At 50.7% G+C, this 26,462-nt stretch carries 23 protein-coding genes; 12 read left to right on the top strand and 11 right to left on the bottom strand.

What is annotated here, in order from left to right:
- Nucleotides 1-266: 266 nt before the first annotated feature.
- The 4 genes from tagH (at nucleotide 267) to ACO0LD_RS14295 (ending at nucleotide 4,716) form a co-directional block, all read left to right on the top strand.
- On the top strand, nucleotides 267-1,583 hold the full coding sequence (gene tagH, locus ACO0LD_RS14310) for a type VI secretion system-associated FHA domain protein TagH (protein ID WP_423007879.1): 1,317 nt from the start codon (nucleotides 267-269) through the stop codon (nucleotides 1,581-1,583).
- Nucleotides 1,584-1,616: 33 nt separating this feature from the next.
- The gene (locus ACO0LD_RS14305; RefSeq protein WP_423007877.1) at nucleotides 1,617-2,381 is read left to right on the top strand and encodes a PP2C family protein-serine/threonine phosphatase; all 765 of its coding nucleotides are present in this window, start codon (nucleotides 1,617-1,619) and stop codon (nucleotides 2,379-2,381) included.
- A 79-nt stretch (nucleotides 2,382-2,460) separates the two neighbouring features.
- A complete protein-coding gene (locus ACO0LD_RS14300; RefSeq protein WP_423007875.1) occupies nucleotides 2,461-4,188 on the top strand; it encodes a serine/threonine protein kinase in 1,728 nt (575 codons plus the stop codon).
- A 12-nt stretch (nucleotides 4,189-4,200) separates the two neighbouring features.
- Nucleotides 4,201-4,716, top strand: coding sequence for a TssQ family T6SS-associated lipoprotein (locus ACO0LD_RS14295; protein ID WP_423007873.1), 516 nt, complete (start codon nucleotides 4,201-4,203; stop codon nucleotides 4,714-4,716).
- A 72-nt stretch (nucleotides 4,717-4,788) separates the two neighbouring features.
- On the opposite strand, the gene ACO0LD_RS14290 is transcribed toward ACO0LD_RS14295, so the two are convergent.
- On the bottom strand, nucleotides 4,789-6,000 hold the full coding sequence (locus ACO0LD_RS14290; RefSeq protein WP_423007871.1) for a M24 family metallopeptidase: 1,212 nt from the start codon (nucleotides 5,998-6,000) through the stop codon (nucleotides 4,789-4,791).
- Nucleotides 6,001-6,611: 611 nt separating this feature from the next.
- Nucleotides 6,612-9,383 carry a TonB-dependent receptor plug domain-containing protein gene (locus ACO0LD_RS14285; RefSeq protein ID WP_423007869.1) on the bottom strand — a complete coding sequence of 924 codons (2,772 nt, stop codon included), beginning with the start codon at nucleotides 9,381-9,383 and terminating at the stop codon, nucleotides 6,612-6,614.
- Here ACO0LD_RS14285 and ACO0LD_RS14280 point away from each other — a divergent pair.
- Both ACO0LD_RS14280 and ACO0LD_RS14275 read left to right on the top strand, forming a co-directional pair.
- Complete coding sequence (locus ACO0LD_RS14280) at nucleotides 9,361-9,717, top strand: hypothetical protein (RefSeq protein ID WP_423007867.1); 357 nt, start codon at nucleotides 9,361-9,363, stop codon at nucleotides 9,715-9,717. The genes ACO0LD_RS14285 and ACO0LD_RS14280 overlap by 23 nt on opposite strands.
- 94 nt (nucleotides 9,718-9,811) lie before the next feature.
- Complete coding sequence (locus ACO0LD_RS14275) at nucleotides 9,812-10,726, top strand: collagenase (protein WP_423007865.1); 915 nt, start codon at nucleotides 9,812-9,814, stop codon at nucleotides 10,724-10,726.
- Nucleotides 10,727-10,783: 57 nt separating this feature from the next.
- Here the strand turns inward: ACO0LD_RS14275 and ACO0LD_RS14270 are convergent, their stop codons facing one another.
- The 6 genes from ACO0LD_RS14270 to ACO0LD_RS14245 all read right to left on the bottom strand — a co-directional run bounded on the left by ACO0LD_RS14270 (nucleotide 10,784) and on the right by ACO0LD_RS14245 (nucleotide 15,588).
- Nucleotides 10,784-11,443 carry a methylamine utilization protein gene (locus tag ACO0LD_RS14270; protein ID WP_423007863.1) on the bottom strand — a complete coding sequence of 220 codons (660 nt, stop codon included), beginning with the start codon at nucleotides 11,441-11,443 and terminating at the stop codon, nucleotides 10,784-10,786.
- Nucleotides 11,444-11,468: 25 nt separating this feature from the next.
- Nucleotides 11,469-11,909 carry a group I truncated hemoglobin gene (locus ACO0LD_RS14265; protein ID WP_423007861.1) on the bottom strand — a complete coding sequence of 147 codons (441 nt, stop codon included), beginning with the start codon at nucleotides 11,907-11,909 and terminating at the stop codon, nucleotides 11,469-11,471.
- A 44-nt stretch (nucleotides 11,910-11,953) separates the two neighbouring features.
- Entirely contained in the window at nucleotides 11,954-12,778 is an 825-nt protein-coding gene (locus ACO0LD_RS14260; RefSeq protein ID WP_423007970.1) for a DUF3034 family protein, read from the bottom strand.
- A 193-nt stretch (nucleotides 12,779-12,971) separates the two neighbouring features.
- The gene (locus ACO0LD_RS14255) at nucleotides 12,972-13,427 is read right to left on the bottom strand and encodes a group I truncated hemoglobin (RefSeq protein WP_423007859.1); all 456 of its coding nucleotides are present in this window, start codon (nucleotides 13,425-13,427) and stop codon (nucleotides 12,972-12,974) included.
- A gap of 10 nt (nucleotides 13,428-13,437) precedes the next feature.
- Nucleotides 13,438-14,343: a DUF3034 family protein gene (locus ACO0LD_RS14250; protein ID WP_423007857.1), complete on the bottom strand. Its 906-nt coding sequence runs from the start codon at nucleotides 14,341-14,343 to the stop codon at nucleotides 13,438-13,440.
- Nucleotides 14,344-14,436: 93 nt separating this feature from the next.
- On the bottom strand, nucleotides 14,437-15,588 hold the full coding sequence (locus tag ACO0LD_RS14245; RefSeq protein WP_423007855.1) for a tetratricopeptide repeat protein: 1,152 nt from the start codon (nucleotides 15,586-15,588) through the stop codon (nucleotides 14,437-14,439).
- 348 nt (nucleotides 15,589-15,936) lie between these two features.
- On the opposite strand from ACO0LD_RS14245, the gene ACO0LD_RS14240 reads away from it, so the two are divergent.
- Nucleotides 15,937-17,649: a diguanylate cyclase domain-containing protein gene (locus tag ACO0LD_RS14240; RefSeq protein WP_423007853.1), complete on the top strand. Its 1,713-nt coding sequence runs from the start codon at nucleotides 15,937-15,939 to the stop codon at nucleotides 17,647-17,649.
- On the opposite strand, the gene ACO0LD_RS14235 is transcribed toward ACO0LD_RS14240, so the two are convergent.
- Both ACO0LD_RS14235 and ACO0LD_RS14230 read right to left on the bottom strand, forming a co-directional pair.
- The gene (locus tag ACO0LD_RS14235) at nucleotides 17,646-20,063 is read right to left on the bottom strand and encodes an EAL domain-containing protein (RefSeq protein ID WP_423007851.1); all 2,418 of its coding nucleotides are present in this window, start codon (nucleotides 20,061-20,063) and stop codon (nucleotides 17,646-17,648) included. The genes ACO0LD_RS14240 and ACO0LD_RS14235 overlap by 4 nt on opposite strands.
- Nucleotides 20,064-20,134: 71 nt before the next feature.
- A complete protein-coding gene (locus tag ACO0LD_RS14230) occupies nucleotides 20,135-20,764 on the bottom strand; it encodes a methylamine utilization protein (RefSeq protein WP_423007849.1) in 630 nt (209 codons plus the stop codon).
- Nucleotides 20,765-21,072: 308 nt separating this feature from the next.
- Between ACO0LD_RS14230 and ACO0LD_RS14225 the strand changes: the two genes are divergently transcribed.
- Nucleotides 21,073-22,122, top strand: a complete 1,050-nt coding sequence (locus ACO0LD_RS14225) for a GGDEF domain-containing protein (RefSeq protein WP_423007847.1) — start codon at nucleotides 21,073-21,075, stop codon at nucleotides 22,120-22,122.
- 67 nt (nucleotides 22,123-22,189) lie between these two features.
- Here ACO0LD_RS14225 and yedA read toward each other — a convergent pair whose 3' ends face one another.
- The gene (gene yedA, locus ACO0LD_RS14220) at nucleotides 22,190-23,104 is read right to left on the bottom strand and encodes a drug/metabolite exporter YedA (RefSeq protein WP_423007845.1); all 915 of its coding nucleotides are present in this window, start codon (nucleotides 23,102-23,104) and stop codon (nucleotides 22,190-22,192) included.
- A gap of 98 nt (nucleotides 23,105-23,202) precedes the next feature.
- Here yedA and ACO0LD_RS14215 point away from each other — a divergent pair, with 98 nt between their 5' ends.
- The 4 genes from ACO0LD_RS14215 to ACO0LD_RS14200 are packed head-to-tail and all read left to right on the top strand — an operon-like array spanning nucleotide 23,203 to nucleotide 26,366.
- The gene (locus ACO0LD_RS14215; RefSeq protein ID WP_423007843.1) at nucleotides 23,203-23,649 is read left to right on the top strand and encodes an Lrp/AsnC family transcriptional regulator; all 447 of its coding nucleotides are present in this window, start codon (nucleotides 23,203-23,205) and stop codon (nucleotides 23,647-23,649) included.
- Nucleotides 23,650-23,653: 4 nt separating this feature from the next.
- Nucleotides 23,654-24,592: a LysR substrate-binding domain-containing protein gene (locus tag ACO0LD_RS14210; protein WP_423007841.1), complete on the top strand. Its 939-nt coding sequence runs from the start codon at nucleotides 23,654-23,656 to the stop codon at nucleotides 24,590-24,592.
- Complete coding sequence (locus tag ACO0LD_RS14205; protein WP_423007839.1) at nucleotides 24,559-25,674, top strand: sensor histidine kinase; 1,116 nt, start codon at nucleotides 24,559-24,561, stop codon at nucleotides 25,672-25,674. The genes ACO0LD_RS14210 and ACO0LD_RS14205 overlap by 34 nt, the downstream gene beginning before the upstream one ends.
- On the top strand, nucleotides 25,671-26,366 hold the full coding sequence (locus ACO0LD_RS14200; protein ID WP_423007837.1) for a LytR/AlgR family response regulator transcription factor: 696 nt from the start codon (nucleotides 25,671-25,673) through the stop codon (nucleotides 26,364-26,366). The genes ACO0LD_RS14205 and ACO0LD_RS14200 overlap by 4 nt, the downstream gene beginning before the upstream one ends.
- Nucleotides 26,367-26,462: the final 96 nt, after the last annotated feature.

Here is a 26,462-nt window from a genome sequence, read left to right as displayed (position 1 = left end):
ACTTTGTCGCAATGTGTACCGCAAACAGCAAAACTTGGCCTCGCTGAGTCGCCGATTTCATGATAATCGGGTAAGCTGCGAGTTCATGTTGACATGGCAAGATATTAACTTGGTGGCAGCCGCAGCAAATAATCATCAATTTGCGCAGTTGATACCATAATTGTTGCCTGGTTCAGCATAAAAAGCACTGTCGTAAGATTATCTCAAACTGCCTGTTCAGGATACTTATTTTATAGGCGATACAAAATGGTTTTGGAGTGCCACTAATGATTAAAATTGCCGTTGTTTCTTACAATAACGAAGCACCAGCCGATCCGGTTTCTGCGGTATTCGGCCCGGAACCAGCTACGATAGGACGAAATGTAGAGAATTTCCTTGCCCTGCCCGATCCAAAACACTTTGTTTCGCGTACCCAGGCCAATATCTGGAGTACCGGCACCCAGCACTTTATTACTAACCTCAGCCTGGCCAACCCTGTCTCTATTAACGGCAAGGAAATAGTGGCTGAGACTGTCGTTGAATTTCATGCCGGCGATCAAATACAGGTTGGCTTGTACGTATTACGTGCCGAAGCTGCTGAAACAGTTGAAACAGCTGAATCTGTTGAATCTGCTGGCAATTCTATTGTTACTGAAGCTACAGTGCAGGCAGAAGCCGTACCTGAGGTAAAGATAGATGAAGTAAAAAGTGATGAAGTAAAAAGCAACGAAATAAAAGCAGATATCCCGGCAGAAGTGCCGCCTGCAACTCAGCCAGCAGTACGCCTGCAAGCAGGAAAAGATAGCCTGCCAGTACAACCGCCGCAATTCTTGTTGCGTCCTGAAGTGCTTTTTGCGCAGGCAAATATTGTCGCTGACACCGACACCAAGCCAGTTGCCCAGACTGAAGTAGCGGTCACGGATGCACAGTCACCATCATCATCCCATGCAAGTGCAGCCAAGCCTGAAGCTGCCAAGGCAGCCACCGCAGCCACTCATACAGCAGCTAACGCCAATGAACTCATGCAAGCCTTTTTGCAGGGAGCAGGTCTGCAGCAATTGAATCTGTCGTCCGGCCTGACGGTGGAGTTGATGGAAACCCTGGGCAAGTTCATGGCAACTTCGGTTCAAGGGGCGATGGAAGAGCTTTCGCAGCGTGCCTTATTGAAGCGTGAAGTGAAAGCAGAAGTAACCATGGTTGTCTTAAGGGAAAACAATCCTTTAAAATTTTTCCCTGATAGTAAAACTGTGCTGACCCAGATGCTGCGTAAAAAGATGCCAGGCTTTATGGCACCGGCTGAGGCGATGGAAGATGCTTTTTTTGACATACGTGCCCATCAAATGGGAGTGGCCGCAGGTACCCGTGCTATTACGGACGCCATCCTGAAGACCTTGCAGCCCAGCCATGTGGAAGCGCAATTGGGTACGCCTGGCCTGATGGACCAGATCAACCCGGCACGTCGCAAGGCGGCCATGTGGGATCAGTTTAATGCCTTGTATGACGGTATTTCGTCAGGCAAGAAAGATGAATTTCAGGCAATGTTTGGCAAGGAATTTTTGCTTGCCTATGAAAAAGAAGTAGAAAAAGCAGAGTCAAGCCGCTAGTTTTCTGTGCATAAACCTAACCTTAGCCTAGCCATGCATCTGGACACTGCGCAATTTACCGCCATTGGTACCCGCAAAACCAATGAAGATGCATTGGCCTGGGCAAACGAGGATGAACTTGCCTGTTTTGTGCTGGCTGACGGTACTGGGGGACATTCCGGTGGTGAAATCGCGGCCAGGCTGGCGATTGATGCTGTCATAGAGAAATTTGTACAGGAAGCCTCTTTCAGTGCCAGGGCTTTGCGCTCTTATCTGGATTGGGCCATCCTTAAAGTGGCAGAAAGCAAGCGCGATAATCTGAGTCATCGGGAAATGAGCACCACCATTGCCGCGATACTGATAGATCAGAGCAATCGCTGTGCTCTATGGGCGCACATGGGGGATACCAGGATCTACCAGTTTCGTCAGGGCAGGATCAAGGCAGTGTCAAAAGACCACAGCCAGGCCCAGCGTCTGGTGGATGCCGGTATGGCCGACCAATCACGAATACGCCAGCATCCCCATCGCAACAGGCTGTTTGCTGCGATAGGCGCAGAAGGTGACAATGCCCCCGAAGTGACGGCAGATGCCCTAGAATTACATAGCGGCGATGCCTTTCTCATGTGTACCGATGGTTTTTGGGAATGGGTACTTGAGCATGAAATGGAATTTTGCCTGGCAACGACCAACAGTAGTGAGGCTTGGTTAAGTAAAATGAATGCCATTGCAGAAAAAAATATTAGTACGTCAAAGGCAATTAACAGGGATAATTTCTCGGCTTTTGCAATTTGTTTGTGTGACGAACAAGTAAAACGCTGAATTAACGCGAACTGGAAGCCGGGAATGTAAATAACACGCCGCTTCTGCTTCTATAAAGAAACTAAGATCCGAGTCAGCCTTGAACACAGAAAAAGTACTCGCCACTGCAGCACCAACTGCATTTCATGCAGGTACCGAGAATTGTCTCGCTGTCGGCACGCGGCTAAATGACTTTGAAATCACTGGTGTTTTGGGTGAGGGTGGCTTTGGTATTGTGTATCTGGCATTTGACCATTCCCTGCAACGTACGGTTGCCATCAAGGAATACATGCCAGGTGCGCTGGCCGGTCGCTCCGCCGACACCAGCGTCACCGTCCGGTCAGAACGGCATAAAGCCACCTTTGAAGCTGGTTTGAAGAGTTTTATCAATGAAGCGCGCCTGCTGGCGCAATTTGATCATCCTTCGCTGGTCAAGGTGTACCGCTTCTGGGAAGAAAACAAGACGGCCTACATGGTCATGCGGCATTACGACGGCCATACCCTCAAGCAAATCGTCAATAAACGTCCCAAGCTGGTGACTGAGGCCTGGTTGAGGTTTATCTTCAAACAGATACTTGAAGCGCTCGATACCTTGTATCGATCAAAGATTTTGCACAGGGATATTTCACCTGACAATATCATCGTACAAAAGAATGGCGTGGCAGTCTTGCTGGACTTTGGCTCAGCCCGCCAGATCATTGGTGACATGACGCAAGGCATGACGGTCATCCTCAAGCCTGGTTATGCACCTATTGAGCAATATGCCGATGATGTGGAAATGCCGCAAGGTTCATGGACGGATATCTATGCCCTGGCAGCCGTCATGTATTTTGCCATCATGAAATCGCCACCACCGATATCGGTAGGCCGGGTCGTGAAAGACACCATGATGCCTTTGCAGGACGGTGAGCATGCAGGCTTCAGCTCCAAGTTCCTGAAAGGCATAGACCTGGCACTGGCGATACAGCCGGGGGACCGGCCGCAAAGCATGGAAGAATTCCGCCAGCTATTGGGTATCAGTTCCTTTGCTTCAGTGCGCAAATCCCGCAAGGGCAGGGAAGAGCATACGGCAGGGATACAGGCAGAGGGTCTGGATCAAATCCATGCCCTGCCAGTCAAAGATCATAGTGCAGTAAAAACCCACAGGCCGGAAACCAGAACTGTAGAAGCTGGGGCAAGCGTGCAAGCCAAGTCTGGCAAGCTTTTGCTCCCTCTGCTGGCGGTAGCCGCAGTACTGGTACTGGTGATAGCCTATTTGGCCAGTCGCCAGGGGGCGAACAAACCTGGACAAACACTGCTTGCTGCCCCGGCTTCTACTGTTGCATCTGCGCCGCAGTCAGTGCCCACTCCTGCATCTGCTGCCGTGCTTGCCCCAGTTGAAAAACCTGCAGTGGCTGCTGCCAGCAATGCCGCACCTGCCAGCGTTGCAGCTGCGGCAGTAGTGGCAGATAAGCCTGATCCAGAAAAACTGGCATGGGATAAGCTCAAGGACGATAATACTGTTACGCTGGAAGCGTTGAACGCATTTTTGCAGCAATATCCTCAGGGTAAATTTACCGATGTTGCGCAAGCGCGTCTGAAGGAAGTGAAGGCAGCAAAGGCTTTGGCAGCCAGTAAACTTAACCTCAAACTGGCAATCAAGCCTTGGGGCACGGTTTTTGTTGATGGCGTACAGCAAGGGGCAAGCCCACCTCTCAAGCATTTAAGTCTGGCTGCAGGCAAGCATAAAATCAGGGTAACCAACCCTGGTTTCCCTGATTTCATTACTGAAATCGAAACAGGGAAAAGTAATACTGCAACCATCGAACATGAGTTCACGAATAAGTAAAGTGCAATAAAAATGAATAAATTAGCCCAAATGCTGTATGCGACGGGCCTGGTGGTGGCGTGTACTATCTTGCAGGGCTGCGAAACGCCGCCCAAACAGGCACCTGCTCCCAAGCCTGTGGTGAAGCCAAAAGAACTTCCACCACCGCCACCTCCGCCACCAGCAGAGCCCGCAGTCCCCTTGCTGAGTTCGGATGTGCAGGCGCTGAAAGATGGTACTGCCCTGTATGATGGTGGTGACTACAATGGTGCCATCAAAAAACTGAGTGGCAATGAAATCTGGAATGGGCATAACAAGGACGTGCAACTGAGCGCCCTGAAGCTCATGGCCTTCAGTTATTGCGTCACTTCCCGCACGCAGTTATGTCGTCAGCAATTTGACAAAGCCTTGAAGCTGGATCCAGCTTTCAATTTGTCTGCAGCTGAAATTGGTCACCCAGTCTGGGGACCGGTATTTTTGAAATCAAAAAATGCGGTCAAGGCACCAGTGCCTGTCAAGAAAAAGGAAAGCACGGCGGTAAGCAAGTAAGCAAAAAATAAGCAGTAAGTGAGCCGGTAGGTGAGTAACTGCTACCGGCATCTGGTATGACGGTATCAGACATCAATCGCGTCCAAATGGCGCATCGACTGCATGGCTTTGGCCTGTGAACCAGCGTGGTCCCTGTTCGGTCATATAAAAATGATCTTCCAGTCGTATGCCGAATTCACCTTCTATACAGATCATGGGTTCATTGCTGAAGCACATGCCAGCTGCCAGCGGCTGCTGATTACCTTTGACCAGATAAGTCCACTCATGAATGTCCAGGCCTATGCCATGGCCGGTACGGTGCGGCAGGCCGGGTAGCTGATAGTCAGGGCCAAAACCGGCTGCCGCCAATACCTTTCTTGCTGCTGCATCGACTTCTTCACAAGACACGCCTATCTGTGCCGCATCAAAAGCTGCTGCCTGGGCGGCTTTCTCCAGTTCCCAGATATCGCGCTGACGCTGGCTGGGTTTGCCAAACACATAGCTACGTGTGATGTCCGAGTTATAGCCATGCAGCTTGCAACCGGTGTCGATGAGTACCATGTCACCTTCACGCAAGAATTGTTCACCATCCGGGCCGTGCGGCATGGCCGTGGCAGCACCAAAACTCACTATACAAAATGTCGACGCGCTGCCGCCATAGGCGCGGTGTGCCTGGTCGATAAATCGGGCAACTTCAAAAGAAGAAATTCCTTCATGCAGAATTTTTGCCGCCTTCTTTTGCACTTCCAGCGTCAGGTTCTTGACCTTTTGCATGATGGCCAGCTCGGCTGCTGATTTATGCATGCGGCATTCAGCCGTGATGCTGGCGGCATTGATTATTTGTGCCAGCGGCAAGGCACGGCGCAAGCCATCGAAGATAAAGAAGGGCGCGTTTTCATCAAGGGCGATGGTTGCGGCTTTGTAGTCTGCGTCTTGCAGATAGGCTTTGATCAGCAGGCATGGGTCATCTTCTTCTTGCCACAGGCGGATGTCTGCATTTGCGCCTAAGGTTTCGCGCAGTTTGGAATCTTCAAAGGCCGGGCAGAGATAAGTCAGCCTGGCGTCTGGTGTGATGATGACTGCCGTCAGGCGTTCACTGGGATACCAGCGCAGGCCGGTGAAATAATACAGGCTGCTACCAGCGGGCAGGACCATGGCATCTACGCCATTTTGCTGCATCAGTCTGGCAGCTTTTTCTACCCTGGCCTGGCGCTCTACCGCGCTGATGGGGCTGACATCGCTCAAGTCTGCCTGGATGCCGGCTAATTCTATGGCTGCTGTGGAACCGCCTATGCCTGATGTCATGCTGGAACTCCTGATGGGGTTTTTATGGATGCGGGGGAGGATAGTATAAGGCGGGGGTTTGGGTCTTGATGATTTGTGTTTGTGGTTTTGACGAAATCGGCATAGTGATTGAATTTGCTAATTGCTCTTCGCAATAATCAGCCGTGCCCATATTTACGTCATTCCAGCGCGGGGTTAGCTGGAATCCAGCGGCGTTCGTGGCATACTGTAACGTAAATTAATTTCAGATCCACTGTAATTGCGTGTTTACTTTCTTGATGCCCTCGTGCGTAACTTAAGATTGCAGGTCGGGGGTAGCCCGACAGCTACTCACTTTTCTTGTCTCGCCAAGAAAAGTAAGCCAAAGAAGGCGACCCAGGCGTAGCCGCCCCTGCGGGGTTCCCGTTTGTGCAGTACAAAAAATGGGAAGGCCCGAAACTCGCCTGCGGCTCAAACAGCGGTCCTTCTTCTTCCATTTTCTGTACAGCACAAACGGCGTCGACACATGGGAACTGCGGAAGGTCAAAATCAACCGCAACGTCAAAGACAACCGCAACGTCAAAACCAGTTGATTTGCCGGCCTTGACCTTAATGCGATTGCCTTTGTTTTGATACTTCGTTAAACCCTGCTCTTAAAACTTATGCTCCAACGACAATTTCAACACACGACCACGCAAAGGCAATGGGCTGCCCGGGCGCATTTGCATGACGGTGTCGCGGTTGAAAGCGTTGAACAGGTTCATGGTCAGCAGGGTGTTTTTCCAGCCTTTGTAATTGAGCGAGAAATCAACCGTGGTGTCAGCAGCGACCTTGCACTGATCGACGGCGACGCCACGGTCCAGGCAGCCTTGTTCAGTATTGGCGCTGTCAAGGTCGCCCCAGCTTAATGTGGTGCCGCTGGTGTAGTAGATGCGGGTGCCTGCATTCCAGTCGCCGTTGGCCCAGCCCAGTTTGGCAATGGCGCGGATTTTTGGAACACCACGGCGGCCTACATAGTTTTCGCTATAGTCATTGGTGAAGGAACTCCAGCTACGGTAATCAGTCTGGTAATTCATTTCAAGGCCGGCATTGAGCTTGCCTGCGCTGCCCAGACTCCATTTGCTGTTGACATCGACATCGACACCGGCGACCTTGGTTTTGGTCAGGTTGGCATATTGCGCACCGATGGTGGCGATAGGGCCTATGGTGAAGCCCAGGGGTTTGCCAGCCAACTCGGATGCGCGTTGGGCCAGGTCTATGTCCTGGGTTGTCATCACGCCACGTTCAACCAGACCGGCTTTTTTGTCTTCATTGGCCAGAGTCTCATCCACACCGAGTACAGAGATTTCATCACGGCGTTTGATGTTGTAATAGTCGATAGTGATGCTGGTGTCTTTGCTGGCTTGCAAAACCAGGCCCAGGGTAAAGCTGTTGGATTTTTCTGGTTTCAAATCCTTGTTGGGCAAGACGCGCGCCGGGAAACTGACTGAGCAACCAAGGTTGTAGGCAGTGCTGGCATTGGCCTGATCGATGGAATTACCTTTTTTCAGAGCATCTGACATTTGTGTCGCCATGGCACAGCGTTTTGGATCGAGGTAGCCATTGTTGAACCAGGATGCACCACCATTACCTGTCTCTGGCAAGCTGGGGGCGCGGAAACCTTCGGCTGCGGTACCGCGTATCATCAGGAAATCGGTCGCTTTGTACGACAGGCCAAGTTTTGGCACCACGGCTGCTTCAGTGGTGCCGGATTTATCGGCGCGCAGGGCAAAACTACCTTCCAGCTGTTTAGTAAAAGGTGCGCTCAATTCGGCAAATGCAGCACCGACATTGCGTGAACCTTGTATGGAGACACCGCTGAATTGCACGATTTGCGCATTCAATACATTGTCGCTGCTGGCCTGTTCAAAAGTTTCATGACGCAGATCAAAGCCGGTTGCCAGTTGCAAGGGGCCACCACCCAGTGCCATCAATTCGCGTGAAGCCTTGAAGTCCAAAAAGGTTTGGGTAGAGGTGCCATGTGAACCCATTTCCGGGAACATCTTGTCGAGCACGGATTGTGGATTGACTGCGCCAAATTTATATTCACCCTTGACGATGGCGTCGTAGTAGCCATAGCGGTCACGGTACAGATGCTGCTTCTGGGTTGCGGTGGAACTCATGCGACCTATCGCGCCATCCCATTCCCAGCCCAGGTGCGTGCCTTCCAGACCAACCAGAACACGGTATTGCTTTGCTTCACCCACGTTCTTGAACATCTCTGGATTATCGGCAAAACGATAATTCAAGCCTACCGGGAAAGAATAAGGATTGAAGGCATGACCGACCGGTAATTGCGGGTCAGTGAAATACTGCATCTGACCCTTGATGGAGTCATACCAGGTCAGCGGTACGCCTGTGATATTCGAGCGTGGTACGGAGGTGTAATAGGTGCTCTTGGTATTCGAGAAATTGACTTCGGCAAAACCAGTCAGGTTATCTGCCAGTTTTTTCCTGCCCATACTGAAGAAGGCGATGCGGTCAGCCGCAGGGTTGGCGTCACTGTCTTTCCAGTAGTCATAACGGCACAGTCCACCTATCAGCAGAGATGGTGCGCAACCGGGTGCGGCAGTGGTGAAAGATTTGCCAGCCAGACTTGCGTCTGCATAATTGGCTGGATAGCGTCCGGTATAGTTGCCGGGGTAAGAACCGGTGGACAGCGCTGCACGGTCCGGGTTCATTTTCAGATACCAGTCTGGCAGCATGGGGAAGATATCGCGGTCTTTGTAAGCGCCGCGGTGATAGGCTTCCAGGTGACCAAAGACATTGTAGCCATCTTTCTCCATGTCGCCAGCACCGATCGTGATGGAAGCAGTCTGTGATTTATTCAGCATGCTGTTGCGCAGCGATTGCTGGGCGTTGGCATTCAGGGTTACGCCCTTGAAGTCTTTGCGGGTAATGATATTAATGACACCAGCAACAGCGTCAGAACCATAAATCGCCGAGGCGCCATCTTTGAGGATTTCTATGCGTTCAATCGCATTCGCCGGAATCGCATCGATATTGACGAAGGTCGCTTGCAAGCCGTCAGCGAAACCATAGCTGGGCAGGCGGCGGCCATTCAGCAAAGTCAGCGTCGCTGACAAGCCGAGATTGCGCAGTGATACACCAGAAGCACCACTGGCCCAGGAATTGGCACCACCCAGATCGCTAATCGCGCTGCGGTCATTGTTGCTGAGATTGTCGAGGATGTCCTTGACGGTATTGGCACCGCTGTCCATGATTTCCTGGCGGCTCAGGATTTGTACTGGCGAGGCAGTTTCACTGTCCAGGCGTTTGATATTTGAACCGGTCACGACCACTTTTTGTACTGGCGCAGCATCTTGTGCATAGCTGCTTTGTAGTCCCATCAGCGCCAGGGAAATGGCCAATGCGGATTTTTTCATATTGGGTAAAGTTTTCAAAGTATGCTCCATAGTTTTGAGGTTGCCCTCTGTCTCACCATTCAATCCCTCAAATGAACAGCCACCTCCATTTCACTTTGCGTCAGCATGTGTGTATGGATATTTTCCGGGTCTGGCTCTTGATTTTTCTGTTACCAGGCAAGGCCAGCCTTCTCTTTATGTAGTGCAAATCCATGCTCAGCTTTTCACTCTGCTTCTGACTGCAGCAATGGTTTTCGCCGCCAGCATGTCATTGCTGATTGCCGCCAAAATCGGAATGAAAAATAAAAATCCAGATTCTGGCGGGACTCAAATGTACCAATATAAATATATTTAAGGTATATTAATAAAATATTTGAGACATATTTACAACGAACTGATATCAAGATATAAATCTTGTTTGCAGCAGAGAAATGAAAAAGGAGACGGAGTTGAAAATCAGAAATAGTGGAGTGCTGGTCTTGCCTTTGCTGGCCTTGGGACTGGCTGCCTGTAGTACAAATCCGCAGCAAATACTTGGTCAGCGTGACCTGGAGCGCGATCAGCAAATACAAAAAGTGCTGACGCATGTACATCAATGCAGCCCGACCCTGAGCCTGCGCTCACAGGCACTGACGCCGGATGATGAAAGCAAGTCTTGCCAGATGCTGGGGGCGCTGGAGCAGCAGTTTCATGGCATCTTTGGCACAGCAGGCAAACCGGTAAAGGATGACCACAATGGCAGTCTGCGAGCCAACATCTATCAGTCCAAAGAAGACTTCATCAAATATGCGAGTCAGCACTTTGATATGCCCACCAATAATGGCGGCATGTATCTGGAGGGCTATCCAGAACGTCCAGGCAACCAGGCCGAGTTTGTAGCGAACCAGAAAAAAGATGGCAGCATCCTCAATCTGGGTCACGAGTACGTACATTATCTCGATGGCCGTTTCAATTTGTATGGCGACTTTTGCGCCAACCTGCATGACTCGCATGCGCCGCCAGAAAACTGCGCCAAGCCTGCACCACTGACACCTTACCTGGTGTGGTGGACCGAAGGCATCGCGGAATATGTATCGAAGGGCAAGGATAATCCGCCAGCCATCAAGGTTGCTGCTGAAAAGAAGTATGTACTGAGCCAGTTATTCGATACCGGCTATGAAAATAATAATGGCACCGAGAGGATATACAGCTGGGGTTATCTGGCTGTGCGTTTCATGATGGAAAAACACCGGCCAGAGATAGAGCAGATGCTGGTATTCACACGCAGTGGTGATTACCCGCGTTATCAATCCCTGGTCCGCTCCTGGGGTAGCAGTATGGATAAAGAGTTTGCAGCATGGCTCGACAATCTGAGCAAAGTGTAGTTGTAAAAAAAATGAAGCCGGGCACTCGCGCCCGGCTTCATTTTTACCAACTGAAATTTAGTAACCAGCAGATTTTGATTTTCTTGGCACAGGCACAAAATCAAATTGCCACTTGATCGGGGCTGACTGATCATTGACTTTGACAGACTGGCTCAGTGCCGGTTTGATGCTGCCCAGATTTGGGTGCCAGGCTTTGATTTCGTAATTGCCATCTGGCAGTTTATCCAGCATGGCGGCACCGCTCTGGTCGGTCTTGACGAAGTAAGGCGTGTCCAGCACCAGTACATAGGCACGCATCCAGTTATGCAAGAGGCAGTAGACGATGACGATGCCGGGTTTGTCGAAGATCACTGGCGGCGGGACTACGCCGCGTTCATAAGTCTTGATCTCAAATTCCTTGACTGCCGAAAAGGACTTCACATGATGTTCCATCTTGTCATAGTTGGGAAACTTGACTTGTGAACCCGTGCGTATCGCCGTCACATAAGGAGAAAACTGCATATCGTTTTGCGATATGGTGGCGTCTATTTTTTCCGATGCCGGCAAGGGCATGCCTACTGGCGTCGCATACACCACCACGTCAGCCATGGGGCTGCCATTTTTATCGACAGCCTGGAAATTCAGTTTGGCTGCATGGGCCAGCATGGGCGAGCTTGCGGCCAAGGCCATCGCCAGGGTGAGTAACATGCGATATTTTTGCAAAAATAATAGCTTCATCTTGTTTCCAGTCTGTTTTTTGTGCTTACTTGGTGACGATAGGTCGCTGCATAGGTGCCAGCTTGGCGATCAGCTTGTTTTGCACTGATGGTGGTACTTCATGTTTTTCCATGGCGATTTGCAAGTCTTCTGCCAGTGCATTGAAATGGGCATTGGTGACTTGCATATCCTTGTGTACGTCCTCCATACTGCGACCGCTGTATTTGCAAGGGCCACCACTGAGTTCACAGAATTGTTCTGTCAGCAGGCTGGCCAGTCTTTCAGTATCTGTCTCTTTGAAAGCCTTGTTGATGCGTGCATCTTCCAGCACGATGGCGACGAAAGAATTAACGAAAGTGCTGATACCAGTTTTACCGCCCAGGCTTTGATACAAAGTGTCATTGCCGCTTTGCGCGTGGGCAGACAAGCTGCTGAGCAAGAAGAGGCTGATGGCGATTTTGCTGATACGGGAGAGAATTGCATTCATGATGTGATCTTTCTGCTTTCTAATATGACGCTGTCAGTGGGTACTCAAAATCCGGTTTGCAGGGACAAGTACCAGCCTCGCTGATTTTTAGGATTGAAGATGGTGATGTCACCCAGCGTTGCATAGGCGGCTGTGACAGACACATTCTTGGTCGGGAACCAGGCCACGAAGACATCGTAATAATCTTTTTCATTATCCACGCCCAGATTGCGCGGCTTCATACGATATTCAGCACCCAATGCCAGTTTGCGGTTGATCAGGTAAGCGACTGAGGTTTCCAGCATGGGTTTATAACTGTCTTTCTTGTCGCCGCCAAATCCCAGTATGCCCATCTGGTTAGCCTTGGTCATGCGCAAGGTGCCGTTCAGCAGCAGGCTTTGCTCCAGCAAGATTTTGGTGGCTGAGACATAGTAGTCGACACCACTATCATCCTTGGCACCCAGTTGTTTGACATTCGTTACGCCCAGTGCACCCAGGCCGCCTATGCCCTTATTGCGTTTGTACATGGCACCGACGGCAATTTGTGGCAGCCAGCTGTCTTGTTCATATACCGCGTCGCCGACGACTTTGACTTTGACGCCAAAAATATCCTGTTTGATATTCAGGGAATTCAGGGGGGGCAGTGAGCCGGTAAATTCCTGGCTGGCGAGCGAAAGCTCTACCCGGTCGGCGATGCCGACAGCGACGCCATAGGTTTTCAGGCTGTAATCCTGGGTGTTGACCTGGGTGTAGTGGGCATTGGCGCCATAACTGTCACGGGTGCCGTAACCAGTGATCAAAGCCCATGGAGTGAGGCCGCCGCCACCGGCACCCTCGAGCTGGCTGACGCCGCCAGTGGCGGTCAATTTGCCCATATCTGGTTTCAGCATATCCTGAGCCTGGCTGCTTTGCACGTAACCAGCGCTGCAAGCCAATAGTGTCAGGGTGACGAGTTTTTTATTCATTTGCATCATATCTCCTCTTGATCAAGCGGCAATCTCGCACGAAAAACCGTGCATCTGCTATTTATACGAAGGCTACTGAAAATCAGATTCAGAATTAATGCAAAAAAGGGAGAAGGTATTACTGTTTTGGTTTGGGAAAAACGATATCGCGTTTCATCGGTGCCAGCAAGGCCATCAGGCGGTTTTGTGTGGCAGAAGGAATGGCCAGTTTATCCATGGCGATTTGCACATCTTCTGCCAGAGCATAAAATTGCGCGGCATTGATGCCCAGTCCCTGATGCACGGTTTTCATGTCATCGCCTGTGTATTTGCACGGCCCTGCGCTGATGACGCAAAATTGCTCTTTGAGTAATTGTGCTAACCGGGGAATATTGGTTTCCTTGAACGAGGCCTTGATACGCTCATCCTGCAGGATGATGGTCACGGCTTCATCCACGATCTGGCTGATACCACTTTCACTTCCCAGGGCTTGATACAGAGTTTGCGGTGCCGATTGGGCATAGACAGAAGACGCAGTTGTCACCACAGTAAATAGCAAAGATGCCAGGATAATGCCAGGTTGAATGATCTTCATGCGCATTTCCTCAATTGCCGATTTGCAGTGACAAATACCAGCCGCGCTGGTTTTTGGGATTGAAGACGGTGATGTCACCCAGATGTGCATAAGCCAGTGTCAGGGATACTGCCTTGCTGGGGAACCAGGCCAGAAAGGCATCGTAATAGGCTTTTTCATTATCAACTGCCAGATTCTGTGGCTTGCTGCGGTATTCGAGACCTGCCACCAGCTTGCGGTTGATCAGATAGCCGACCGAGACTTCGGGCAACAACTGGTAGTGGTTACGCTTGTCGCCGCCAAAACCCAGCAAGCCCATCTGGTTGGCTTTACTCAGACGTAAGGTGCCATTGATGAGCAGACTTTGATCCAGTATCAGCTTGGTGGCAGACAGATAGTAATCCACGCCACTGTCGCCCACGGCACCGAGTTGTTTGACACTGGTGATACCCAATGCCTCCAGGCCCTTGACCGCATGATTGCGCTTATACATGGCACCGATGGCAACTTGAGGTTGCCAGTTGTCCTGATCGGTGACCAGATCACCGGCGACTTTGAGTTTAATGCCGACGATGTCCTGTTGTAATTCCAGTTTGTCCAGAGGAGCCAGGCTGCCAGTGAATTTTTGGCTGGACAAAGACATTTCCAGTTTGTCCGCGATACCCACGGCGACGCCTGCGGTTTGCAAGCGGTAGTCCTGGGTGCTGACCTGGGTGATGTGCGCATTTACACCATAACTGTCTTCACTGCCATAACCGGTAATGGTCGCCCAGGGTGTCAGGCCACCACCGCCTGCACCTTCCAGTTGTATGACACCCCCGGTCGCCAGTAACCTGCCTTTGTCGGGCAGGGGCAGGCTTTGTGCAGTTGCTGCACTGGCGTATGCCATGCAGCTTACTTGCAGACCAGCGATAAGGTAGGGTTTCAGGTACGGCATGAATGCAATTCTTGGCGGCTTGTCCCGGTAATCCAGCTTGCGGCTGGGGCTGGGTTTCTTTATACAAGTTAGTCAGATGTTGCACAAGACCAATTAACGCTTTGCCACAAGTGTGTCAGGTTTGTGAACTGCAGTTTCCCGGATGGCAGGCTTGAGTCTGGCTTGTGCCTTTGCCTGGCCAAGCCTGGCAGCTTCTTGCAAATCGGCCTGCTCTTGCGCACCTTGCAGCATAGCCAGTTGGGAGAAAAGATTCAATGCCAGATGGTAGTCATGCCTGTCGAGGGCGACATCAGCAAGAACGCTGATGGTCAATGCATAATTGCGCGAGCCGGTTAACCTGGATAACTGTTCCAGCGCTTCATGCAATATTTGATCAGCCGCATCGAGTGAGCCCATTTTGCGCAAAGTGTCGCCTATTTGCATCAGGCAATTTCCTATGCTCGGTGCCCAGCCCGTAGGTTTGGCCAGTTTCAGTGCTTTTTGCAACCATTCCAGTGCGGTTTCAAAATCATTTGCCTTGCTGTAGCTGTAACCTATATTCGCTGCCGTCAGGATGGCGCGGCGTATCTGGCCAGAATCCAGGCAGGCTTGATATGCCTTGCTTAAATGTGCCACCGAATCATCCAGTTGGCCATTCAAGCCTGCATGCAAACCGAGAAAATCATCCATCAAGGCCGCCAGGCCGGGATGGATTTCCTTAGGGGGATTTCGGGAGCCGAAATGGCGGTCAAAGTAAGACTTGGCTAATTTGTCATCGCGCAAGACTGCGACCCTGGCCAGGGCGGCAGCCGTACATTGCTTGCGCAAGATATCATCCCCCTTGCTGGCTTCATCGATGGAAATGGCCATCTCTATGTCGCATTCCACATGCTTGCCCTGATCCGAGAAGATGAAGCCCAGGATGCGGTGGGCATCGCTGAGAGCAGATGGGTCCAGATGTACATCGGGATGGCGGAGTATCGCGTGGATGATGGCTGCTGCACTATCAAGATCGGCATGCAGCCATTTTTCTTCAGCCCTGATCAATTGCAGACGCAGGTAGACCAGTGCCTTGTCAGTGTCTGTCCTGGCCGAGGTATTCAGTAATTTGCTGACTTGCTCGCACAAATTCAAAGCGCGACTACTATCGCGCTGACGCAGGTGCCAGGCCAGTGTGAGCAACTCGTCAAGTTGTTCTTGCACCACCGTTCCGGTCAAGCGCTGCTCCAACCGCGTAACTTCACTATCGGTGGCGTATAAGTCCATAGTATATTGGTTGCTCAAAAGAAATTTTTCATGAGAGTAACCGATTCAATTAATTAAAAAAATGGATGAAATTTAAGCTGGCATTAATATTTAAGCTGGTCAGACCAGTTCATTTACCACAATACGCAAGATTTAATCTCTGTGTTGCCACATAAGATGGTTTTAACAATTTTTAACGGTATATACTAAAGCCCCCTGATTTTTCTTCATTGAATAATTAATTGGTATTTCGGCTACAGGCTGGATAGCTTGAAGTGCCTGCGGATACAAGGCAATGCAGGGCAATGCAGGACAGAACACCGAACAGAAATTTCCGATAGCCTTTTTTGAGCCCAATTGAGCCCAAGTATGAGTCGTTCTTCTTTGCGTCGAGAACTGGTGATACCCATCATTGTCCTGGTGATAGGGGTGTCTGCCGCTATAGGCTGGGTCTCCATGAAGGCCGGGACAGATGCCGTCTATACGCTGACGCAGCGCATACTTGGCGACATGGTCAACCGCATCAACCTGGCGACTGAAAAACACCTGGATGGTGCCTTGATTGCGCTGGAGTCAGTAGCGCCCAGCCCTGTCAATTTACCCAAAGAGCAGAATTTTTCTGCTGACATGAAATCCCTGGAAGAGAAATTCTGGGCTGCCAGCGGCTTGTTCATGGACGTCAACAACTATGTCTACTTTGGTGGCAGTGACGGGCGTTTTGTCGGTGTCTATAGAATTTCCAAGGAAATGGTCCAATTGTTCTGGCGTGAGCCGGATGGCGACAAGCGCACGGTCTTTCGCGTCAGCCATGTCGGTGACCGTTCGAATGTCTTGCGCAGCGATGATTTTGACCCGCGTTTACGTCCCTGGTACAAGACTGCACAAACTTCGGAAAGACCGGTCTGGTCAAAAATCTATAATAATTTTTCTTTCCATTATCCGACCATCACACTGGCGAAAGCCGTTTATCACAAGAACCATGAATTTGCTGGTGTCATGGCAACTGACCTGACGCTCAAGGAGTTATCCAATTTCTTGCGCAAGCTGGAAATCAGCAAGAACAGCGTCGCCTACATCGTCGATGCGGATGGCTATATCGTTGCCACGTCTGGACAGGAACTGCCAGAGCGCACTGTGAACGGCACGCCAGAACGCATGCGTGCCATCGACATGAAAACGCCGCTGATCAGTGAGACCTTTCAGCGTGTGGGCAGCATGAAACTGCAGTCCACCCAGACCCATTCCATGGAGCTCAGCAATGGCACCATCGATGTGGCAATCTCCCCACTGGGCAACAAGCAGGGTTTGAACTGGCTGACTGTGGTAGCGGTGCCGCGTGCCGATTTCATGAGCAGTATTAACCAGGGTTTCATGCAAAGCATGGTGATCGCGCTGGCATGTATCATCTTTGCGTTGACCATAGGCCTGACTATCGTCGAGCGTGTGATACGCGATATCCGCAAGCTGACTTCTGCAGCTGAAAAATTTGGTAATGGCGAACCCATGCCCAGCCTGCAAATCCGCCGCACTGATGAGATAGGCACTCTCGCCCAGACTTTTATCGAGATGGAAAACAAGCTGCGCTATGACAAGCTGACGCAGGTGGCAAATCGTGAATCGCTGTTCACCCAGATTAATTATTTGCAAAAACAGGCACTGGAAAATCCGGGAGCCAGCGAAGGTTTCACCTTATTGTTCATCGACCTGGACCGCTTCAAATACATCAATGACAATCATGGTCATGATGCCGGTGACAAGGCCCTGGTCGTCATTGCTGCCCGCTTGCGCTCAGCCATACGTGAAACCGATGAAGTAGCACGCTATGGCGGTGATGAATTTGTGTTGCTGTTGAAAGACACCAAGAATTCCATCGACATTAATAATACCGTTGAGAAAATCTGCAATATTGTCGAGCAGCCGATTGCGCTGGAAGACGTGGTCGTGAGTGTTGGCGTATCGGTAGGCTGGGCCAGCTTCCCTGAGGATGGCAGTGACTATGTGCGGCTCATCAAAATCGCCGACAGCCGCATGTACAATCGCAAGCGTGACCGCAAATCAGGCCAGTTCGTGCATCTGGCTTAAGTTGAGCTTAGTTGATTCTGTTCATCTTGCTGGTGTTGTTCCTGCCATTTGCTCAGCCAGGCGGGCATATCTGCTGAAGGCATGGGTTTGCTGATGTAATAACCCTGGGCCTGATCGCAACCCAGCTCTTTCAGCAAGTTCATGACTTCTATGTTTTCCACACCTTCGGCAACTACGCGCAAGCCCATATTGTGACCAAGATCAATGGTGGATTTGACGATCTTGGTGTCATCAATATCTTTTTCCATCTTGAGTACGAAAGACTTGTCTATCTTCAATTCATGTACAGGCAGGCGTTTCAGGTAGGCCAGCGAAGAATAGCCAGTACCAAAATCATCAATCGATAACTCAAAGCCCATGGCGTGCAACTTGTCCAGGGTCTGGAAAGCCCTGACCGGATCATCCATGATGGCGCTCTCAGTGATTTCCAGGCAAAACGAAGCCGCTTTCACTTCATGATTTTGCAGTATCTGGGCAAATTTGCCGGGCAGGTCCTGGTCCAGCAAGTCACGGGTAGAGATATTCACCGAGATTTTCAGATGTATGCTTTGCTGGTTCCATGCATGGCAGACCCGCGCTGCCTCATTCATGACCCAGTGGGTTAACTGGCGTATGAAGCCGGTTTGTTCTGCAAAGGGAATGAATTGATCGGGGAAAATAAAGCCACGTTCGGGATGTATCCAGCGCACCAGTGCCTCGACGGCGATCACCTGGTCATGATCAAGACCAACCTTGGGTTGTACATATAAACGGAAGGCCTGTTGTTCCAGCGCAGCCCGCAATTCACTGAGCAGTGACAGGCTTTGCTGGCTGGATTTATCGATGTCGGGTGAATAGATGACAGCACCGCTGTTGCCCTGTTTTGCGGCATACATGGCGACTTCGACACGGCTCAGCAAACTCTGGGCATCGCCCGCATGTTCAGGGAAGCCAGCGATGCCAATGCCTGCTCCCAGATCGACAGTCTGGTCTTCTATGGATATCGGTTTTTCCAAAGAGCGCAAGATGCGGTTGGCCAGATCCAGTGCATTTTCTTTTGAGCTAGCCGGTAACAATATGGCAAATTCATCACCACCGAGGCGGGCTGGTTTGGTACCGCCAGCGCCAAGTTCTGCCGACAGGCGTATCGCAACCTGGTTCAGCAGGATATCGCCAAAGCGATGACCCATGACGTCATTCACATGTTTGAAACGATCCAGGTCCATCATCAGCACATAACAAGACTTTTCATGGGAACGTGCGCTGGCGATGGCTTCTTCCAGCATGTCGGTGAACAGGGCACGGTTTGGCAAATTGGTCAGGGTATCCCAGTAAGCCAGGCGGCTGATTTCTTTTTCACGCTGGGCAATACCATCGCGCATGGTCATGAAGGTGCGCGCCAGATCGCCAATTTCGTCCTTTTGTTTGACATTGATGGTGGCCGTGTAATCACCAGCACCCAGGCTGCGTGCAGTTTCTGCCAGTTGTCGTACCGGCCCGGTAATCCGGCGTGCCGTGATGGCACTGATGATGCTGGCGACCAGGGCACCAAGAACCGTCAGGATCAGGATATTGCGCTGCAATTCTTTGTAAGGGGCGACTGCCTGGCTGATAGACAATTGCAGCACGGCGATGGTGTTGAACTGTTCATTCTGAGCCAGTTTGAGTATGCGTGCACTATACTGGTCATCATCAATTTGCAAGGCTGGCAGGTAGTTGACCTGCTTATCAGCGCTGGGTAATTGCTGCGCCAGTTTGCTGGCATTTTCATCACTGAGGCTGGAAACATTGGTTAGCCAGCCGCCCTGTTTTTCCGAGGTCAGCAAACTGATTTGCATGCGTGACAATTCATGCATATCAGTAACCAGAGCCTTGCCTATGGGGATGGCCATGACCACCCAGCTGATGGTGACTGGGGCTTCAATAGGCACGACTACCATTTGGTAAGGCTTGCCATCGACAATTGCCGTACTGGCAGCGCTGCCGGTTTTTTCTGCTGTTTGTATCAGTGTTGCAACTGATTGTTGCAGGCTACTGCTCAATTCATTAGTCGCGCCGTTGCTGCGGTTGGTTTTGCTGGTATTCGAATACGCCGTGATTTTTCTGTCCAGACCAACCAGCATGGTCAGGTCTGAACCTATGCGATTGCCGTGATTGGACAGGGTAGAGACGATGGTCTCGGTATCATGCGTACCTATGGCTTCGCGAAAGGCATATTCCTTGGCCAGGACGATGGCACCCTGTATGAGTTTTTGTGCATTTTGATCCAGCAGGCGCAGCAGGAATTTTTCATTGATTTTCAAATTCTCTTCAACGGCATTGCGCGCATTTCTGTCTATGGCATTGCCGATGGCAAAATAGGCTGCCAGTTGTACGGTCAACAGCAAGCCTATAAAAAGAGTGACAACCCGGCTTTCCAAACTATGCAAACGCATGAACTTTCCTCTTGGTGCGCATGGAAAAGTATTTCCTGCTTATCCAGCTTTGTAACTAATCAGTTTTGTAATTAGCCAGCCTTGTAATTTAATTTTACAGTCAGGTTGGGGCCATTGCTGTCGATTTGTATATTTTGCTCCTGTACCGGAGCCGAAGCAGGCTGCTTTGGGTGCCAGGTTTTCAAAACATATTTCCCGGCAGGAATGGCCGGCAGCCGGGCAGCACCACTCGCATCAGTCTTGGCAAAATACGGGGTATCTACAATATGTATGTAGGCGACCATCTGATCGTGGATATTGCAACCGACGATGACGGTACCTGATTTATCAAATATGACGGGTGCCGCAGGTTTGCCAGAGTACAGCTTCAATTCAAAGGGTTTGGCTGGCGAAAACGAATAAGCGTGATGCCTGACAGTGTCATTGTTGGGAAAGGAAATCGAGGTTCCGGTTTGCACCACCGTCACAAAAGGCATGAATTTTTTGTCTTTTTGCTGGATTTCAGCAGTGGCTGATTTGGCAATTTGTGGACTACCGGCAAGTTCTGCATAGACAACGGCATCCTGAACCGGTTGGCCGCTGCTATCCGTGACCTGGATTACCGAATTGGCATGTGCTGCACCAGCCACGAGCTGGCTGGCTGCTATACAGACCAGGCTGACCAGAGTGGAAATGCAGGAATTGATTCGTAGACGATTCATGGCTACACTCCGGCAGAAATGTGATTGAAATGGGTTTTGCTTATATTACTTTAGTTCGGTATCTCTATGAATCCCACACCTGATTGAAAATGAGTTTCAACTGATAATAAGTGCAATTTTGTAAAAATATGTCTCTGTATGAATTGTTTGCAGAATATCAGGTAAAGCCAGCCCTGACTTGTTATACTATTGTATAAGGGCAATTTGCGCACGGCGGTCACGTCTGTCGAATTGCTGCTGGCGAGTTTGTACTGGTAATTTATGCAATGGTCGGCTGGAATCGGCAGGAAGATGCAGGAATACAGGGCATGGAATCAATCATTAAACACCTGGTAGAAATTACCGGGCATCGCGATCATGACTTACTGAATATTTCAGTAATTACTGCGCTGCGTCAATTGACCAACGCGGAATCGGCGCGGGTATTGGATGTGGTTTCTGTTGGTCAGCAAGTCTTTATCAAACCGCATATCAGCATAGAAGACGACACAGTCGCTATTGCTGACGAAACCCAGACATCCCCTGGATCCCATGATTCAATAGAACTCTATCCTCAGTTGAAAGAGGGCATTGCACTCAAGCAGCAAGTCATAGAGCAATCCATAGAAGGTGGCAAAATCATTTGGCTGCCTATCTGGATTAATGACAAACTGCATACTTGCCTGGAAATCTATAAACCTGCCAATTACACGACGACCGCCATGGAAGTCGTCAATGGCATGCTGATTGTCTATCGCAACTTCCAGAACCTGCTTGATTATAGTGAGCGCGACTCACTGACAGGTTTGCTTAACCGCAAGACTTTTGATGACAATTTTTCCAAGGTATTGCGCAGCAGCGCCTTGCAACAGCGTGCCAGCACCGAAGCTGAGCGGGCCGAAGAAGAGCGCCGTAGCCATGAACCAGAGCGCCAGCACTGGTTGGCCGTGCTGGATATAGACCACTTCAAACGTGTGAATGACCAGTTTGGACATTTATATGGCGACGAAGTCCTGATCCTGATCGCCAACCTCTTGCGCAGTTCTTTCCGTCCTTCAGACAGGTTGTTCCGCTTTGGTGGCGAAGAGTTCGTCATTTTGCTACGCTCTACTTCGCAAGAAGATGCCAATACCATATTCGAGCGTTTCCGGCAGAATGTGGAACAGCACCACTTCCCTCAAGTTGGTACGGTGACCATCAGCATAGGCTATGCCCGTATAGACCCGTTTGAACCCGCCGTCGCCATCGTTGGGCGGGCTGACCAGGCCCTGTATTTCGCTAAAACCAATGGCCGTAACCGAACGTGTTTTTATGATGAGCTGGTATCCAGTGGTGACCTGAAGATAGAAGTGTCCAACGATACTGCCGAATTCTTTTAAGCTTGTTGCAACCGTTTTAGTACCGCCATATTGCAGCACCATTTCACTCTCAACTTTAGCTTCAGCATCAGGTGCTAGCCTGTTCCTTATTCTTCTTATGCGCATTCGTCATCATGATGACGCTGCCAAGAATGATGCTCATCGCCAGCATCTCGCGCATGGACAAATGCTCACCACCAAACACTACACCCAGGGCAACCGCAATAACGGGATTGACATAGGCATAACTGGCAGCCAGGCCAGCCGGTACTTTGGACAGAAGATACATATAGGCAGTAAATGCCAGTAGTGAACCAGCCACCACCAGATAAGCCCAGGCTGCCACCGCATTAATAGTGACTTCACCTGTCAGTTGCTCACCCTTGAACAGGCTGATGATGAACAGGAACAGTCCACCCACCAGCATTTCACTGGCAAAGCCCATGCCGCCGGCTGCCATCTTGAGTTTCTTTTGCGACAAAATCGAACCCACGTCCCAGCACAATATTGCCCCCAGCAAAAACAGTATGCCCAAAGGCTGGGCTGAGAATTGCCCGTCAGATGCCAGCAGCATGGCGCCGACAAATCCGCAGAGTATGCCCGTCCATTCACGACGCTTGGGCCAGTCACCAAACAGTCCGGACAAGCCAGACAAGATCATGGGTGAGCAGGCAATGAAGACCGCAGTCAGGCCGGAAGAAACATATTGCTGGGCCACCGCCGTCAAACCAGTGCCGCCACCCAGCATCAATATGCCGACAATGCCACCATCACGCCATTCACGCAAAGTCGGGGTGGCTGCGCCGCGCCATTTTTGCCAGGCATACAAGATCGCCCCCGCTACCAGAAAGCGCGTACCTATCATCATGAAAGGCGGGAAAGCCTTCAAGGCCACTTGTATGGCAAAGTAAGTGGAGCCCCAGACTAAATAGACTGTAAGCAGGGCGAATAATACTTTACGTGGCAGATGGCGCATGGCAGAGAAGGCATAGATTAAATTCAAGTAACGAGTGTATGTCAGTGAGATTGAATTTTGAATGGATAATCAAAGGTAAATCGGGTACATTCCTTTTAATATCACCGAAAAAATAGGCTTTTCCCATGAAGATAGAATTAGACATGATGGATGGAAAAATCCTGGAGATTTTGCAAGCCGACGCCAGGGTCACCCTGGCCGAGATAGGGCGGCGCATCCATCTCAGCCAGCCCGCCGTGACCGAAAGGGTCAAGCGCATGGAAGCGGCCAACGTCATCACTGGCTATCATGCCAGGGTCAATCCTGAGGCACTGGGCTATGGCATCACTGCTTTTGTCCGCATCGCCAGTCGTGGAACGGATACGCCAGTCTTGAAGATTGCCGAACAAGTACCAGAAGTAGTTGAATGCCATGCCATAACAGGCGAAGATTGCGTGATTGTCAAAGTTGTTGCGCCATCGGTGCGCGAGCTGGAAAGGGTGATCACCAGCCTTGCGCGTTGCGGCGTCACTTCGACTTCCCTGATCCTGTCTTCATCGATAGAAAGACGGGCCATCAAGCCTGTGGAATAAAAAAATGGAATTGCGCCAGCTACGTTATTTTGTCGCCATCGTCGATCACGGTTCGCTGTCGCGCGCCGCCCGTGTGCTGCATATCGTGCAACCGGCATTGACCCAGCAATTGCAGCAACTCGAAGAGGAACTCGGTGCTACTTTATTGCATCGTTCTGCACAAGGCATGCAAGCTACCGACGCTGGCAAGATATTCTATGAACATGCGCTGGCGATTTTGAAGCAAGTCAGCGATGCCAAATCGGCTGTTGCACAATCGACAGACAAACCCAGCGGCACGGTGGCACTCGGTATACCGCAAAGTGCCTCTGGGGCGCTGGCCTTCCCCTTATTGAAAGCCGTGCGTACCGCCTACCCTGATATCGTGTTTCAATTGACCGAAGAATTGACCGGCAACCTGACCGAACAGTTACGCTCAGGCCGTTTGAACCTGGCGATACTGTTTGATGATGGCCAACTGGGCGGCTTCGCCACTAAGCCGCTAGTCGAAGAAGAAATGATGTATATCACGCGCATGGATTCGCAGTTTGCCTGCAAGCGTAAATCGATCACGCTGGCCCAGGCCTTGCAGGCTACCTTGATTTTACCCAGCATACAACACGGTGTGCGGCCACGCATAGAGCAGGTGGTCAGGGAGCAGGGCAAGCACATAGAGAATGTCATCGACATTACCTCGATAGCGATTTTAAAATCTGCGTTAATGGCTGATATGGGGGCGACCATCTTGCCCGTATCACCCATGCTGGCAGAAATCGAACGTGGCGAAATGCGCGCCTGCCCTATCAGTGATGTACAGTTATCGCGCACCGTGACCCTGTGCGCTTCCAAGAATATCCCTTTGACGAATGCAGCCATGGCAGTCGAAAAACTGGTGCTGGAACTGACCCGCGATTTAAGCACGAGTGGTAAATGGCTGGGTACCAGCAACCTGGTGGCGCAATGATGGACGGACTGGCGTATTGGGACAAGATCAAAAAACCAGTCTTCGTGGGCTGGTTCTTGTTCTGGCTATTGATGGTGGCGGTAGCCGTGCAAGATCATCTGAAAGGCGGCGGCAAACATATCTGGGAACCGATATTCTGGGAAAGCTCTTCTGCTCTTGTCGGCACACTCCTGCTCTTGCTGCAAAGGCGCAAGCTGACCGACAGGCATTTATTGCAGACACCAGCCAAATGGTTCTGGCAACAAATCAAGCCGCTGCCTTTGTTCAGTACTATATTTGTCGTGTTGGTGTACAGCCTGCGTCATTCAGTCTATGCCCTGCTGGGATTGAGCTATCATCACGACGGCTGGGTAACAGTTTATATCTACGAGTGCAGCAAGATATTCATGTTCTTTGGCATGTTCTATGTCGTGATCTTCGGCTTGCAAGCCTACGCTTCTTTGCTCGAAGAAAAAGAAAACGCAGAAAAATCCCAGACGCTGTTACGCGACGCACAATTGCACAGACTGACGCAGCAAATGCAGCCGCACTTTTTGTTCAATGTACTCAACACCATTTCATCGCTAATGTATAGCGATGTCAAACTGGCTGACACTGCCCTGAGCCAGATCGCTGCGCTCTTGCGCGCCAGCATGGATCTGGGGCAGCATAGCGAAACCACTCTGGCAGATGAATTGAAGCTGCTGCGAGCCTATGCCAAACTCATGAGTCTGCGCTTTGTCGACCGGGTAGAAATAAACTGGGATATCGCCGATGATGTGCTGGACAATAAAGTGCCGGTCATGAGCCTGCAAACCATACTGGAAAACAGCTTTAAGCATACGGTGGAAAAACGCAGCCAGCTTACCCACATACAAATCAGCGCGTATAGCGAAGCAGGACAGGTGGTCGTACGTATACAGGATGACGCTGGGCATTTACACGAGGGGCAACAGGGTTCGGGTGTAGGTATCAGCAATTTGCAGCAGCGTCTGCAAGTCCTGTATCAGGACAAAGCCAGTCTGCAGTTAAGCGAACTGGCACCTTCCGGTGTCATGACCGAGCTTCGCTTGCCAATTGATATCAAGGTCGCAGCGTCATGAAAATCCTCATCGTCGATGATGAAGCCTATTCCAGGGACAAACTCAGACGCCTGGTGGCCGAGCATGTGGCCGATGCCGTCGTATCAGAAGCCAGGGATGGCAAGGATGCGCTGGAGTGTATACAGAAACAGCAGCCTGATCTGGTTTTCCTCGATATACAAATGCCGGAGATGGATGGTATTACCGTCGCCAGTCAATTAGCCGCACCTGTACCGCTGATCGTTTTTGTCACGGCGTATGACCAGTTTGCCCTGCAGGCATTTGATGCGAATGCGATAGATTATCTACTCAAGCCTTATGATGAAGCGAGGTTCTTGCGCGCCCTGCAAAGAGTGAGCGAACGGCGGGCAAGTGTAAAAAAAGTCCAGACAGAACAACATTTACTCTTGAATGAAAAAGGTCGCGTCGTCGTCATCAAACTCGCCGATATCATCCGGCTGGAAGCAGCAGACAATTATGTGATGGTGCATACCGCCCAACAACATATGATGCGGCAAACCTTGTCGGGTTTGCAGGAAAAACTGGGCGAGGGATTTGTGCGTTGCCACCGCAGCCATATCGTCAGGCTGGATCAGATTGCCCAGGTCTTGGCAGCGCAAAAGGGTGATGCAGAACTGGTGCTGCTGAATGGCTTGCACCTGCCCTGTAGTCGCCAGTACCGTGATGATGTCATGGCGGGACTGAATCGCTAAGTTGACTCGCTAGAAAACTGAGAGTATCCATTTCACCCCTGCTCAAGTCCAATCTGCCACATTTATCTGGCAGCATTGTGAGCTAACTTTTAGTCT

The sequence above is a fragment of the Undibacterium sp. Ji83W genome, from assembly GCF_049340385.1.
Classification (GTDB): domain Bacteria; phylum Pseudomonadota; class Gammaproteobacteria; order Burkholderiales; family Burkholderiaceae_D; genus Undibacterium.
Note: the sequence above shows the minus strand (reverse complement) of the source record. Positions and strands in the feature narration are given on the sequence as shown.

What these genes read in the sequence shown, in the direction of transcription:
- ACO0LD_RS14240 (WP_423007853.1), top strand. Translation starts at nt 15,937, where the DNA reads ATGAGTCGTTCTTCTTTGCGTCGAGAACTGGTGATACCCATCATTGTC.
- ACO0LD_RS14245 (WP_423007855.1), bottom strand. Translation starts at nt 15,588, where the DNA reads ATGGACTTATACGCCACCGATAGTGAAGTTACGCGGTTGGAGCAGCGC.
- ACO0LD_RS14205 (WP_423007839.1), top strand. Translation starts at nt 24,559, where the DNA reads ATGGCTGGGTACCAGCAACCTGGTGGCGCAATGATGGACGGACTGGCG.
- ACO0LD_RS14230 (WP_423007849.1), bottom strand. Translation starts at nt 20,764, where the DNA reads ATGAATCGTCTACGAATCAATTCCTGCATTTCCACTCTGGTCAGCCTG.
- ACO0LD_RS14200 (WP_423007837.1), top strand. Translation starts at nt 25,671, where the DNA reads ATGAAAATCCTCATCGTCGATGATGAAGCCTATTCCAGGGACAAACTC.
- ACO0LD_RS14215 (WP_423007843.1), top strand. Translation starts at nt 23,203, where the DNA reads ATGAAGATAGAATTAGACATGATGGATGGAAAAATCCTGGAGATTTTG.
- ACO0LD_RS14305 (WP_423007877.1), top strand. Translation starts at nt 1,617, where the DNA reads ATGCATCTGGACACTGCGCAATTTACCGCCATTGGTACCCGCAAAACC.
- ACO0LD_RS14235 (WP_423007851.1), bottom strand. Translation starts at nt 20,063, where the DNA reads ATGCGTTTGCATAGTTTGGAAAGCCGGGTTGTCACTCTTTTTATAGGC.
- ACO0LD_RS14225 (WP_423007847.1), top strand. Translation starts at nt 21,073, where the DNA reads ATGGAATCAATCATTAAACACCTGGTAGAAATTACCGGGCATCGCGAT.
- ACO0LD_RS14280 (WP_423007867.1), top strand. Translation starts at nt 9,361, where the DNA reads ATGGCCAATGCGGATTTTTTCATATTGGGTAAAGTTTTCAAAGTATGC.
- tagH (WP_423007879.1), top strand. Translation starts at nt 267, where the DNA reads ATGATTAAAATTGCCGTTGTTTCTTACAATAACGAAGCACCAGCCGAT.
- ACO0LD_RS14250 (WP_423007857.1), bottom strand. Translation starts at nt 14,343, where the DNA reads ATGCCGTACCTGAAACCCTACCTTATCGCTGGTCTGCAAGTAAGCTGC.
- ACO0LD_RS14255 (WP_423007859.1), bottom strand. Translation starts at nt 13,427, where the DNA reads ATGAAGATCATTCAACCTGGCATTATCCTGGCATCTTTGCTATTTACT.
- ACO0LD_RS14265 (WP_423007861.1), bottom strand. Translation starts at nt 11,909, where the DNA reads ATGAATGCAATTCTCTCCCGTATCAGCAAAATCGCCATCAGCCTCTTC.
- ACO0LD_RS14295 (WP_423007873.1), top strand. Translation starts at nt 4,201, where the DNA reads ATGAATAAATTAGCCCAAATGCTGTATGCGACGGGCCTGGTGGTGGCG.
- ACO0LD_RS14210 (WP_423007841.1), top strand. Translation starts at nt 23,654, where the DNA reads ATGGAATTGCGCCAGCTACGTTATTTTGTCGCCATCGTCGATCACGGT.
- ACO0LD_RS14285 (WP_423007869.1), bottom strand. Translation starts at nt 9,383, where the DNA reads ATGAAAAAATCCGCATTGGCCATTTCCCTGGCGCTGATGGGACTACAA.
- ACO0LD_RS14270 (WP_423007863.1), bottom strand. Translation starts at nt 11,443, where the DNA reads ATGAAGCTATTATTTTTGCAAAAATATCGCATGTTACTCACCCTGGCG.
- ACO0LD_RS14290 (WP_423007871.1), bottom strand. Translation starts at nt 6,000, where the DNA reads ATGACATCAGGCATAGGCGGTTCCACAGCAGCCATAGAATTAGCCGGC.
- ACO0LD_RS14260 (WP_423007970.1), bottom strand. Translation starts at nt 12,778, where the DNA reads ATGCTGAAACCAGATATGGGCAAATTGACCGCCACTGGCGGCGTCAGC.